Here is a 12517-nt window from a genome sequence, read left to right on the forward strand (position 1 = left end):
GCGGCTGGGCTCCGCCGCCCGCGTCCCGGGGACGATTGTGACCACCGGATGACGGGTCGGCGGGCTCAGGGCTCCAGCAGCCCGCGGATGTCCTCGGCGCTCAGCACCCCGGAGAACATGCGGTCGTCGTCCAGCACGGCGTCGAAGAGCTTCGCCTTGCGCTCCTTGAGGGCCATGACCTTCTCCTCGATGGTGTCCCGGGCCACGAGCCGGTAGACCATCACCTTCTTCTGCTGGCCGATCCGGTGGGTGCGGTCCACCGCCTGGGCCTCGGTCGCGGGGTTCCACCACGGGTCCAACAGGAAGCAGTAGTCGGCCTGGGTGAGGTTGAGCCCGAACCCGCCGGCCTTGAGGCTGACGAGGAACACGTGCGCCTCGCCGGAGGTGAAGCGCTCGAGCACGCGGGCGCGGTCGGTCGTCGACCCGTCGAGGTAGGCGTAGGGGATCCGCAGCTCGTCCAGCCGGGCGGCGGCCTTCTTCAGGAAGCTCGTGAACTGGCTGAACACGAGGGGCCGGTGGCCCTCCGCGACGATCTCCGGCAGGTGCTCGAAGAGCAGGTCGAGCTTGCTGGAGGAGACCTCGGCGTCGGGGTCCACGAGGCCGGCGTCGAGGGCGAGCAGCCGCAGCGTGGTCAGCGACCGGAAGATCGTGAAGCGGTTGCGGTCGAGGTCGCGCAGCAGCCCCAGCACCTTCTGCCGCTCCCGCTGCAGCCGGGTGTCGTAGAGGCGCCGGTGGGCGGGGGAGAGCTCGACCTCGATGGTCTGCTCGAGCTTGGGCGGCAGCTCGAGGTCCACGGACTCCTTGGTGCGGCGCAGCATCAGGGGCCGCACCCGCCGGTGCAGCCGCTCGAGGGCCGCCGGGTCCTCGCCGCGCTCGATCGGGCGCTGGTAGGCCTCGGTGAACCGGCGCCGGGACGGGAACAGCCCCGGGGCGGTGAGCGAGAGCAGCGCCCACAGCTCGGTGAGGCTGTTCTCCAGCGGCGTGCCGGTGATCGCGAGGGTGAACGGGGCGCCCAGCTCCCGGACCGCCCGGTGGGCCTTCGTGCGGGGGTTCTTCACGAACTGCGCCTCGTCCAGCAGCACCCCGGCCCAGGGCAGCTCGCGGTGGGCCGTCTCGTCCAGGCGCAGGAGGGTGTAGGAGGTCACCACCACGTGCGCGCCGGCGACCGTGTCCGCGAGCGGGGTGCCCGCGCGCGCCTGGGTGTCGGCCACGCCCACGGCGCGCAGCCCCGGGGCGAAGCGGCGGATCTCGGCGACCCAGTTCGGCACCACGGAGGTGGGGGCGACCACGAGGAACGGCGGCAGCCCCGGGTCGCGCTCCACGGCGCGGCAGATCAGGGCGATGGCCTGGACGGTCTTGCCCAGCCCCATGTCGTCGGCGAGGATCCCGCCCAGCCCGTGGTCCCACAGCACGCTCAGCCACGCGAAGCCCTCGCGCTGGTAGGGGCGCAGCTCGGCGTGCAGCCCGGCCGGCACGGGCGGGGGCCCGTCCGCGCCGTGCTCGAGCAGGTCCCGCACCCCGCGCCGCCAGGACTCGGCCTGCTCGGTGTCGTCGGCGAGCTCCTCGAGCTCCTCCCACAGCCCGGCCTGCTGCCGGTGGATCCGCAGCGGCCCCTCCGAGCTCTCCTGCAGGGAGCGGGCCTCCCGGATCAGCTCGCGCAGCCGGTCGAACTCCGGGCGGTCCAGCGCGAACCACGACCCGTCGGGGGTGAGCATCACGTCCTGGCCCTGGTCGAGGGCGCGGAAGACGTCGGCGAAGGGGATGTAGAACTGCCCGACCCGCACGGTGACGCCGAGGTCGAACCAGTCCCGGCGCTCGGTGGCCGCGGTGCTGACGGTGATGGTCGGCGGCTCGGCGGCCTCCCGGTAGGCGGGCGGGCCCCCGGTGTGCTCGATGCGCAGGTCCTGGACCTTCTCGAGGGCCGGCAGCCACTCGCGCATCAGCACGAGCGCGTCCCCGCCCGCCCAGCCCGAGCGGCGGAAGTCCACCCCCGGGGCGCGGTGGCGCACGGCCGCGGTCACGGCCGTCTCCCAGGAGGTCTCCCGGTCCACGGGCTCGTCGCCCAGCGGGTCCACGGGCCGGAACGGCAGGCGGATGCGCTCGCGGCCGCGCTGGTACTCCCACTCCCACAGCGTGCGCACCGTCAGGTCGTCGTGCTCGAGGGTGAGCACCAGCTCGGGGTCGGCCACCTGGGGCAGCTCGATCGACCCGTCCCCGGCGGCCACGTCCATGCTGCGGTGCAGCCGCGGGAAGTAGCGGTCGAAGAACTCCCCGACCTCGTCCTCGGGGATCCGCAGCCCGCCGGCGGTGTCGAGGAAGCGCCGCTGCTCGCGGGTCAGGCGGGTGGCCAGCGGCACGAGGTGCAGCGGGAAGACGTTGAGGTCCTCGGCGGCCGCGACCTCCTGCGGGTCCCCGTCCGGGTGGAACAGCCCGTGCCCGGGGTCGCCGATGATGCGGGCGGTGTCCAGCGGGATCGCCCGCTGCCCGCTGTGCACGGTCGGGCGCAGCTCGAGGTCCGCGCCCGGGCCGCGCTCGACGTCCACGCAGAACCGGCCGGGGGCCTCGAGGACCACGGGCAGCCCGTGCTCCCGGCCGACCAGGGCGATGCCCGCGTCCTGGGCCCGGGCCAGGATCCCCCACAGCAGCGGGGAGGCGTAGGAGTCCAGGCGGATCCAGTGCCGGTCGTGGACGGGGTAGGGGGTCCGGGCCGCGCTGAGCGCGCGCAGCTCGTCGAACCAGTCCGCCTGGGCGGGGGCGAGCAGCCCCGGCTCGGCGGCCACCCGCTCCCAGTCCAGGCCGCCCTTGATCCACTGCCCGCGCCGGCCGCGGCGCACCGGGCGCACGGCCAGCTGCCAGGGCGCCGGCCCCTGCGGCCCCCGCCGGGGCGCGTGCCGCACCGCCTCGCGGCGCAGGTCGAACTCCAGGCCCACCGCGCCCTCGTCCTCCGCCGCGCCGGCCCCCGGGGCGGGACCGCCCCCGAGGATCCGGGACAGCTCGTCCTTCCAGTCGGGGGCCTCCTGCGCCCCGGGCTCCTCCGGCGACGACGGCGCGGCCGTTCCGCCCGCGCGGTGGGCCCGGACCGCCGCCTCGAAGTTGTGCCGCAGCACCACGGCCACGGCGTGCTTGCAGAACCCGCCCGCGGGGCAGGTGCACCAGGCGGACCCGGGGGCGCCCCCGGCGCCGACGCGCACGGTCGTGGCGTAGGTCCGGCCCGAGCCCTCGACCTCGGCCTCGAGCGTGCCGGACCCGTCCGCGGCCGGTGCCCACTCCACCGACCGGACCCGGCCGGAGCGGAAGTAGTCCTGCCCGCGGCGGAAGACCGCGGGCCCGGCGGCCGCGACGAGACGCCGGGAGTCCACGAGGGGATCGGGAGGGGAGTGCATCCCTCCACCGTATCGGCCCCCGCGGACCTCCGCCGCCGTGCCCGGGTCCTCCGGGGCCTCGCTATGATCGTGGCGACCCCTCGAACGACGACAGCGGCCTGCCTGCGGCCGCGGACGGAGGACTCGTGCCCGACGCAGCTGGGCTCCGGCTCGGAGACCACGCCATTGCCGACAGTGCCGAGGAGGCCGCCTACCTCCGCTGGAACGATGCCGTGTGCGCCGCCTTCTTCGGGCCCCACCGCGCCGGTGAGCCCGTCTACCTCGACCTCGACGAGCGGGCCCTGGCCGCCATCGGGGAGGAGCAGGGCCTGGACGGCCCGTCCACCCTGCGGGCGCTCGCGGACTCGGTGACCCCGCTGCTCGTGACCGGCGAGGACCGCCGGCCCGTGTTCGAGGCCTTCACCCGGCTCAACGACCGGTGGTACCGGGCCTCGCGGCGCAGCCTCGACTCGCTGGCCGAGATCCCGCCGCCGCCGGTGGTGGGCCTGCTGGCCCTGTTCGCGCTCGCCGGCCGGCACATGTCCACGCTCGCCGCGCGCACGGGCAACAAGTCCGTCTCCACCTTCTTCCTTCCCCTGGCCGTGCTCCTGCAGGCCGGGGCGGATAACGCCAAGGCCCTCGAGGCGTCCTTCAAGAAGGACACCGAGGCGTACTGGGACGCCCTGCGCTACTGGCTCGAGCTGCGCGACGGCGAGATCGGGCTGCCCACCGCCTACGCCGTCAACCAGCGGCCCGTGGGCCTGGCGCTGTCCCAGACGATGCTCGGGGAGGCCGAGCGGCGCCAGCTGCACCGGATGTTCGAGGACCTCGGGGTGACCACCGCCCAGGGCCTCTCCGCGGCCGAGCTCGGGATCTACGTCGACTTCTGGCTCGACCTGGCCGAGACGAAGGCGTCGAAGGCCATGAAGCAGATCTGGGCGAACCCGCTGACCCGCGAGCCCGGCCTCGAGATCGCCCTCGCGGAGCTCGCGGTGTGGGAGAAGTCCCGGGAGCAGGCCCGCGCCGAGGTGCGCGCCGGAGCCCGCGGTCCCGGCCGCAGCGCGGTCAAGGGCTGCTCGCTGTCGCTGACCGACAGCACCGACTACGTGGGCAACCCGGTCTACGAGCTCGGCTTCGTGGTGCCCAAGCGCTTCCTCACCGGCCGGGAGGTCGAGCTGGGCACGACGGCGGGGCCCCGCACCGTCTTCCTGTCCTACATCGGCGACGCCTTCCTGGGCACCTCCGCCTACACCGCCCGCCTGGACACCGAGAGCCTGCTCGGCGGCACCCTGCGCCTGGGCGCCGGGCCCGTGCGCTTCGAGCGCAACCCGCGCCCCGTCGTCGTCCTGGCCAAGGACGGGTTCTCCGACACCTTCATCTCCGTGGACCACATCCCCGCCGCGTGGCCGTGCCGGGTCATGGTCCGCGACGAGCCCGAGTGGATCGCCCGGATCAAGCGGATCCTCGACGACTCCGCCTCCCCGGACTACCGCTTCGTCGAGGCCGGCACCCACGGCCTGCCCGAGGGCTGGGTGATGTTCGACGACGTGCAGGTGCTGCGCGCCGGCAACCCCGAGCTGACCGCCGACGACAACTTCTCCGGCCTCGTCCCGCGCCTGGTGCCCGCCGTGACGCTCTCCGGCGGGCTGCGCATCCCCGGCGACGTCGTGCGCTGGTCGGCGCTGCGCCCGCCCCAGGTCACCGTCACCTCGGACACCGACGCCCCGCTGAGCGTCGAGGTCGAGTGGCGCAACCCCCACTCCTTCCGGCTCGAGAAGGCCCGGCTCGCCGAGAACCGGGTGCCGCCGTTCCAGATCTCCCTCGAAGGCACCCCGCTGGCCCGCCCCGACGGCACGCTGCGGCCCAACGACTACACGCTCGTGCTCAAGGCCGGGCGCACCGTGAAGCAGCGCCGGGAGTTCAAGCTGCGCGACTCGTCCTTCTACGTCACCCAGCGCTCCCTGGGCTACGAGGGGGAGATGGTGCACGTGGCCGCCGAGCCGCTGTGGGCGGTCAGCGCCGCCACGGCCGCCGAGCTGCCGGAGGAGTACGTCCAGGGCTCCTTCGACAACCTCCCCGCCCGGGAGGTCGCGACCGGCCACGAGGTGCCCGCCGCCCCGGGGTGGCACTCCTCCGAGGGCCAGCTGCTGCTCGAGCGCACCAACGTGCTGCCCGAGCCCGAGGGCCGCTCCTGCCTGGCCACGGGGCGGCACCGGATCGTGCTGCCGGCGATGGAGCCCAAGGCGAAGGCGCCCTGGATCTTCGGCGAGTGCGCCCAGTGCGGGCTGCAGAAGCGCTACCCGGGCCGGCTCACCAAGCCCTCGGCGATCACCTCGGCCGGCTCGGTCGAGTCGCTGCGGTTCATCGGCCCCGACGAGGGGGACTACCCCACCTCCTGGCTGCCCTTCCGCGACGCCCTGACCTTCCTGGGCGGCGGCAAGCGCTCGAGCCTGTCCATCGTGGCCCGCCAGCTCGAGGACTCCGAGCGCTTCGAGGAGTGGTTCGTGGGCCACCTCCAGGCCCTGGGCTTCCTCGAGGTGGTCCGCGACGAGCACTGGAGCGTGCGCCGCTGGCAGGTGTGCGGCCCGTCCCTGACCCAGCTCGTCGACGGCTCCGTGCTGCTGACCGGCGGGTGGACCCCCGAGAAGGAGCAGGTGGTCGCCGAGGCCGCCGCCGCCCAGGAGGCCTCCGTCGTCGTGCTCTCCCCGGAGGACCACGCGACCACGCTGCTGCAGGACGTGGACCTCGAACGGCTGCAGGAGGCCCTGCCCCACGGGCTGTGCGACGTGGTCTTCGAGGCGGGCCCCGTCATGCTCGACACCCTGCCCCCGCTCTCCGAGGTCGAGCAGGACCTGCCTCGCGCGGAGATGCAGTACAACGGGGTCGCCGAGCGGTTCGTGCCCGAGGACGCCACGTGGGAGGCCACCGAGGACCGGGACCTCCCGGGCCTGTACCGGATCAACCACCACCACCGCACCCGCTACGCGTTCCGCACCCCCGAGGACGTCGCCTCCGGCCACGCCCGCTTCGTGGCCTCCGGCATCGGCAAGCACTTCGCGGCCCGCCGCGCGGGGGTGCCGCTGGTCTCCTACGACCCCGGGCTGCAGCTGCTGTCCGTGCCGATCGGGGCGGAGCTGTCCGGGCTCTACGCCCGCGCCGCGGTGCTGTGCTCCGGGCTGCTGCCGGCGAAGGTGGACGAGGACTTCTCCCTCAACTACGGCGACGTCTCCCCGGAGTTCGCCCAGGTGCTGGTCGACAAGCTCATGGGCTGAGCTGTGACGCACGCCGCAGGCCGCGGGGGTGGGCACCGCCCCCGCGGCCGTGTAGAGTAGGCGGAGTTGTTGAGGTTGTCGTTTTGGATTTCAAGCAGTTCGGCCCGCCACGGGTGCAGCAGTTTTTCTGAGAAGACGTTTTCTGGCATCACAACTGACCGGTTTCCCGATCCCCGGGGAACGTCCATCTCATGAAAGACCAGGTATCACCATGACTACCGGCATCGTCAAGTGGTTCAACGCCGACAAGGGCTTCGGCTTCATCACCCCCGAGGACGGCTCCAAGGACGTCTTCGCCCACTTCTCCGCGATCAACTCCGGCGGCTTCCGCTCGCTGAACGAGAACGACCGCGTCGAGTTCGAGACCCAGGACGGCCCGAAGGGCCCCCAGGCCGCGAACATCACCGTCATCTCCTGATCACCTCCTGATCGGACGCTGACGACGGGCCACGGGCCCGCTCGCTCCAACGGAACCGCCGCCGGGCCCCGCCCGGCGGCGGTTCCGTCGTTCCCGGACGCCCCGCCCGCGCCCGGCCCCGGGCACGCGCAGGGCCGCGACCCTCGGGGTCGCGGCCCTGGACGAGCTGCGGGTGCGCCCGCGCCGCCGGTCTACGCCGACAGCGGCAGCGAGGCGGGGTGCAGCTTGAAGAACGGGTGACGGCCGGTCGCCGCGGTGGCGCCGGGGACGAGGAGCTGACGGTACTTGGCGCACCATTGCGCGGATCCCGCCGTGTGCTCCGCCGCGGCGGCGAGGTCGTCGGCCTCCGCGGTGGTGTACTCCTCGACGTCCCCGTCGGTGGACGTGAGACGGACGAGGTGCAGATCGGGCAGGGCGGCGACGGTCACGTCGATCCACTCCTCCCGCTGGTCGCTGGTCGTGGCTGGTCGTTCCTGGGACATGGTCATGTTTTCTCTCTCCTGACGTTCTTGCGGGCGTCCGTTCTCGTCGCCCACCGCTTCGTCATCCGAACCACCCGTGAACCGCGGGTTGGCGTGCAGCCGGTCGGAGCCTTCCGCGCACCGGGCAGGGACCACCGGTCCCGTGGGGGTGCGCAGGAACTGCATCTCGAGAAGCAGGATCAGGGTAGCCCGCCGCACCGACACCACGACAAGTTCTGCATGAGATGTGTCACGCGATCGTCATGGAGCGCGGTGCGCCGGCCCGCTCCCGGGCCTGCTCCTCGTCCACCGGACACCACTCAACACCGTCCGTGTGTCGTGGGGATGACGGGACGGTGACGGGTGCGGAACGCTCCTGCCGCCGCCCCGTCCGGTGTGGTTGAATGGGGGACAGCTTCAAGAGACCCGGTCGCCAAGCTCCGACTTGACCGGGCACCAACCCCATGTTCACGGGTGGTTCGGATGAGGAAGCGGCTCGCAACCGCCGCCGCGGCGGCACCCGGTGCGAGCAAGAGCACAGCGAAGGACCCCTCGCCATGACCGACGCCCCCGCGGCCGCCGCTCCCGCCGCCGTCTCCGCCCTGAGCCTCGACGACTACGCCCGTCACGTCGAGGAGCGCACCCGCTTCGTGGACTTCCTGCTGGCCCCCGTGCGCGACGAGCGCGCCGCGGCGGCCTGATCCGCCCGTGGACCTGCTGCTGGACCGCTCCGTGCTGCTGGGCGTGCGCACCCCGCAGCGCAGCCCCGGCCTCGCCGGGGCCCTGCGCCGCAACGGCCACCGGCGGATGTACCTGCCCGCCCCCGCGCTCGGGGAGCTGCTCGCCGGGCGGCCGGAGGAGGCGCTGTGGGCCCAGCAGCTCGAGCTGCGCTTCGCGGAGCGGGTGCTGCCCGTCGACGCCGCGGTCGCCCGGGCGTGGGGGCAGCTGGGCGCCGGCGGGTGCGCGGACCCGGTCGCCGCCCTGACGGCGGCGACGGCGCTCGTGCACGGGCTGACCGTGCTCACCGCCGAGCCCGACCGCTACGCCGGCACGGGCGCGCCCGTGCTCGCCGCCGACCCGCGGCGCTGACCCGGGCCGCCCGCGGGCCCGTGCCCGCCGGGGCGGCCGGCGCCGTCCCGGCGCGTCCAGGAGGGTGCGGCCCGGCACGCCGGGACGGCGCGCGGCGTGCCGGCACGCCGCGGAGGGGTGCGCTCAGGCGGTGCGGGGCGGGGCGGGGCGGGGCCCGGTCGCGCGCAGCGCCGCGGCGTCGCGGTAGTGGCCCAGCAGCTCGTCGCCGAGGGCCTCCCACGTGCGCCCGCGCACGGCCGCGCGGGCCGCCGCACCGAAGGCCGCCCGCTTGGCCTCGTCCCCGGTGAGGTCGGCCACCCGGTCGCGCAGCGCGCCCAGGTCCCCGGGCGGGTAGAGCCAGCCCGTGCGGGAGGAGTCCACGAGGTCCACGGGCCCGCCGCGGCCGGTGGCGACCACCGGCACCCCGGAGGCCATGGCCTCCTGGACGGTCTGGCAGAACGTCTCGAACTCGCCCGGGTGGACGAACACGTCGAGGGAGGCCATCACCCGGGCCAGCTGGGCGCCGCCCAGGAAGCCGGTGAAGTGCGCCCCCGGCAGGCGGCGGCGCAGGGCCTCCTCCTCCGGGCCGGAGCCGACGACGACGAGGCGGGTGCCCGGCAGGTCGGCGACCGCCGCGAGGTCCTCGACCTGCTTCTCCGGGGCGATCCGCCCCACGTAGCCCACCAGTCGCCGGCCGCCGCCGACCTCCCGGCGCCACCGCTCGTCCCGGTGGGCGGGGGCGAAGCGGACCGCGTCCACGCCCCGGCGCCACAGGCGCACGTCCGGGACCCCGTGCTCGGCCAGCTGCCGCACGGAGGCCGTGGACGGCGCCAGCGTCAGGGTCGCGAGCTCGTGCATCGACCGGACCCGCGACCACAGCAGCTGCTCGAGGAACGGGGCACCGTACTTGGCGGCGTAGCCGGGCACGTCGGTCTGGTAGACGGCCACGCAGGGCAGGCCCAGCTGGTCGGCCGCGACGACCGCCCGCCGGCCCAGCACGAACGGGGAGGCCGCGTGCACCACGTCGGGCCCGATCCGCTCCAGCAGCCGCCGCACCCGCGCGACCGTGCCCCCGGCCACCCGCACGTCGGGGTAGCCGGTCAGGGGCAGGGCCGGCAGCCGGTGCACCGGCACGCCGTCGAGGTCCGCCGGCGCGGAGCCGGCCGGTCCGTAGGAGGGGGCGATCACCTCCGCGTCGTGACCGCGGGCGCGCAGGTGCTCCAGCACGCGCAGCACGGAGTGGGTGACCCCGTTCATGTGGGGGAGGAACTGCTCGGCGACGAGGGCGACTCTCACGTCCCCGACCCTGCCGCGCCGCGGCGACGCCCCGGCCGCCGCCGCGTGACCGGCCGGTGACGCGGTCGTGAACTCCCGCCCGGCGGGACGGGGTGCGTGGGAGAATGTGCGGTGATGACTTCCCACAGCCCTTCCTCCCCCGTCCGCCGCGGCGTGCCGATGCCCCTGTGGCTGCAGGGCCTGTTCGAGCTCGGCTCCGTGGCGGTGCTCTCCTGGCTGCTGGTGCTGCTGACCGTGCTCATGGTCTGGCTCGCCGACGGCTTCGACGACCTCGGCCTGCCCGGCGGGTTCGCGCTGTCCGGGCAGGTGTGGCTGCTGGCCCACCTCGTGCCGCTGCAGGTGAGCCTCGAGCCCGGGGCCGGGCTGCCGGCCACCACCGGGGCGCTGACCCTCGTGCCGCTGGGGCTGACCCTCGTGCCGTTCGCGCTCGCGTGGGCGGCCGGACGGCGGCTGGCGCGCGCGTGCTGGGAGGGGCAGTTCTGGCAGCCCTACCTCACCGGCCTCGCCGGCTACGCCGGCCTGGGGGCGGGGGCCGCGCTGCTCTTCCGCACGGAGGAGGTCTCGGCCGCACCGTGGGCCGGGGCCCTCTTCCCGCTGGTGCCCGTGGCCCTCGGGGCGTTCGTGGGCGCCTTCCGGGCCTCCCGCTCACTGCCCGGGCTCATCGGGGTCAACGCCGCGGCGTGGGTGGAGCGCACGAGCCAGTACTCCCGATGGGCCGGGTCCTACGTCTGGGCCGTGCTGCGGGCCGGGTTCCTCGCCGCCGTCGCAGGGGTCGGCATCGGCGGGGCCGTGCTGGCGGCGGCGCTGCTGTGGAACTGGAACGACGTCGTGACGGTCTACCAGCGCCTGGGCACCGGCGCGCCGGGGGACACCGCCCTCACCGCCCTGCAGCTGGGCTACCTGCCCAACCTCGTGGTGTGGGCCTTCGCGTGGGCCACCGGCGCGGGCTTCGACCTCGGCGCCGGCACGCACGTCTCGCCGCTGGGCACCGAGCCGGGGCCGGTGCCGCTGCTGCCGGTGCTGGCGGCCCTGCCTCCGGAGCAGCTGCCGGCGTGGGCGCTGACCGTCGTCGTCCTGCCGCTGCTGGCCGGGGTCCTCGCCGGGTGGTGGTTCGTGCGCGAGGGCGAGAACCACCTCGACGACTGGATGGCCATCCGCCTGCCCGCCCGCTGGCTCACCTACCCGCTCTCGGCCCTGCTGACCGGGGCGTTCACGGGGCTGGTGGCCGGGGTCCTGACGATGGCGCTGAGCTGGATCGCCCAGGGCTCCCTGGGGCTGGGGCGGCTCGTGCAGGTCGGGCCCGACGGGCTGCAGGTGCTGCTGCTCTTCGGCGCCGAGGTCGCCCTGGGCGCCGCCGTGGGGTGCGCGCTGGGCCCCTGGCTCGAGCGCGAGCCCCCGGCCGCGCCCCTGCGCCCCGGCGCACCGGCTCAGGCGGGGCGGTCCGCCGCCGGCGCGGAGCCGGCCGGGCCCGTGGCCCCGGAGGACTCCGCGGCGGTCCCCTCCCCGGAGAGGTAGGACCAGACGTCCTCCTCCAGCTGCTGCTGGCACCGGGCACCGCCGGAGATCGTCAGGGTGGAGGAGACGCAGCGATCGTAGGCCTCGGCCACCGGCCACAGCGCCAGCCGGGCCGCCCCGGTGAGCAGGCTCGTGCCGCCGAGCACCAGCACGGCCACCGCCCCCACCACGAGCAGGGTGCGCCGGCCCGTGCCCGCGGAGCGCACGAGCGCGGCGACGCCCAGCCCCACGGCCAGGGCCGCGGCGGCCGTGCCGGCCACGGTCGGCCAGAACGCGGCGCCCACCAGCGCCGTGGCCACCGCCGTGCACACCAGCCCCGCGACCGTCGTGCGCCGGGCCGCGGCGCGGCGGGCGTCCTGGCGGGCGGGCGGGGCGCTGGGCGCGGGGGGAGGAGCCATGCCCCTCACTCTAGACGGTGGGCCGCACCCGCCCGGGCGCGCGGACCGGGGCCCGCCCGCCGCGGCTAGACTCGAGGCATGCGCATCGTGGTCATGGTCTCGGGGTCCGGCACCAACCTCCAGGCGGTGCTCGACGCCGTGCGGGACGGCCGCATCGACGTCGAGATCGCCGCGGTGGGCGCCGACAAGCCCTGCCGCGGGCTCGAGCGCGCCCAGGCCGCGGGGATCCCCACGTTCCTCGTCCGCCCCGGCGAGCACCCCGACCGGGAGAGCTGGAACCGGGCGCTGCAGGAGGCCGTGGCCGCCCACGCGCCCGACCGGGTGCTGTTCGCCGGGTTCATGCGCATCGTCGACGCCGGGTTCGTCGCCGCCTTCGAGGGCCGCATCGTCAACACCCATCCCTCCCTGCTGCCCTCCTTCCCGGGCGCCCACGCCGTGCGCGACGCCCTGGCCCACGGGGTGCGGATCACGGGCGTGACCGTGCACGAGGTCGTGGCCGACGTCGACGCCGGCCCGATCCTCGCCCAGGCCGCGGTGCCGGTCGAGGACGGCGACGACGAGCGGACCCTGCACGAGCGGATCAAGACCGCCGAGCGGGAGCTGCTCGTGGCGACCCTCGGCGCCCTGGCCCGCGCCCCGCACCCCGCCCGCTGACCGGGCCGGCCCGGCGGCGGGTCCTGCGGGGTCCGTAGACTGGTGGGCGGCGCGCCGCGCCGACACCCGCCGA

The 12517-nt window shown here is 75.2% G+C and carries 10 protein-coding genes and 1 riboswitch; of the genes, 6 read left to right on the forward strand and 4 right to left on the reverse strand.

Translation table 11 applies throughout. From position 1 onward, the window contains the following. Window positions 1–65: 65 nt before the first annotated feature. Window positions 66–3383, reverse strand: a complete 3318-nt coding sequence (locus tag AS188_RS06820) for a DEAD/DEAH box helicase (protein ID WP_058858224.1) — start codon at window positions 3381–3383, stop codon at window positions 66–68. 125 nt (window positions 3384–3508) lie between these two features. On the opposite strand from AS188_RS06820, the gene AS188_RS06825 reads away from it, so the two are divergent. After that, window positions 3509–6634: a hypothetical protein gene (locus AS188_RS06825; RefSeq protein ID WP_058858225.1), complete on the forward strand. Its 3126-nt coding sequence runs from the start codon at window positions 3509–3511 to the stop codon at window positions 6632–6634. A gap of 211 nt (window positions 6635–6845) precedes the next feature. Continuing rightward, window positions 6846–7052: a transcription antiterminator/RNA stability regulator CspE gene (cspE, locus tag AS188_RS06830; RefSeq protein WP_047804984.1), complete on the forward strand. Its 207-nt coding sequence runs from the start codon at window positions 6846–6848 to the stop codon at window positions 7050–7052. A 191-nt stretch (window positions 7053–7243) separates the two neighbouring features. Here cspE and AS188_RS06835 read toward each other — a convergent pair whose 3' ends face one another. Next, window positions 7244–7540 (reverse strand): hypothetical protein, encoded by a 297-nt coding sequence (locus AS188_RS06835; protein ID WP_058858226.1) that lies wholly within the window; start codon window positions 7538–7540, stop codon window positions 7244–7246. Window positions 7541–7928: 388 nt separating this feature from the next. Then, a riboswitch (SAM riboswitch) is annotated at window positions 7929–8055 on the forward strand. Between the two features lie 15 nt (window positions 8056–8070). Between AS188_RS06835 and AS188_RS16850 the strand changes: the two genes are divergently transcribed. Continuing rightward, a complete protein-coding gene (locus AS188_RS16850; RefSeq protein WP_157570914.1) occupies window positions 8071–8214 on the forward strand; it encodes a hypothetical protein in 144 nt (47 codons plus the stop codon). Between the two features lie 7 nt (window positions 8215–8221). Continuing rightward, complete coding sequence (locus AS188_RS06840; RefSeq protein WP_058858227.1) at window positions 8222–8602, forward strand: PIN domain-containing protein; 381 nt, start codon at window positions 8222–8224, stop codon at window positions 8600–8602. Between the two features lie 123 nt (window positions 8603–8725). Here the strand turns inward: AS188_RS06840 and AS188_RS06845 are convergent, their stop codons facing one another. Continuing rightward, entirely contained in the window at window positions 8726–9877 is a 1152-nt protein-coding gene (locus AS188_RS06845; RefSeq protein WP_058858228.1) for a glycosyltransferase family 4 protein, read from the reverse strand. A 114-nt stretch (window positions 9878–9991) separates the two neighbouring features. Here AS188_RS06845 and AS188_RS06850 point away from each other — a divergent pair, with 114 nt between their 5' ends. Next, a complete protein-coding gene (locus AS188_RS06850; RefSeq protein ID WP_236945072.1) occupies window positions 9992–11392 on the forward strand; it encodes a cell division protein PerM in 1401 nt (466 codons plus the stop codon). Here AS188_RS06850 and AS188_RS06855 read toward each other — a convergent pair. Further along, window positions 11305–11790, reverse strand: a complete 486-nt coding sequence (locus tag AS188_RS06855; RefSeq protein ID WP_058858229.1) for a hypothetical protein — start codon at window positions 11788–11790, stop codon at window positions 11305–11307. The genes AS188_RS06850 and AS188_RS06855 overlap by 88 nt on opposite strands. Before the next feature lie 78 nt (window positions 11791–11868). Here AS188_RS06855 and purN point away from each other — a divergent pair, with 78 nt between their 5' ends. After that, the gene (gene purN / locus AS188_RS06860) at window positions 11869–12444 is read left to right on the forward strand and encodes a phosphoribosylglycinamide formyltransferase (RefSeq protein WP_186815342.1); all 576 of its coding nucleotides are present in this window, start codon (window positions 11869–11871) and stop codon (window positions 12442–12444) included. The last annotated feature ends 73 nt before the right edge of the window (window positions 12445–12517 follow it).

The sequence above is a fragment of the Kocuria flava genome (genome assembly GCF_001482365.1).
GTDB lineage: Bacteria > Actinomycetota > Actinomycetes > Actinomycetales > Micrococcaceae > Kocuria > Kocuria flava.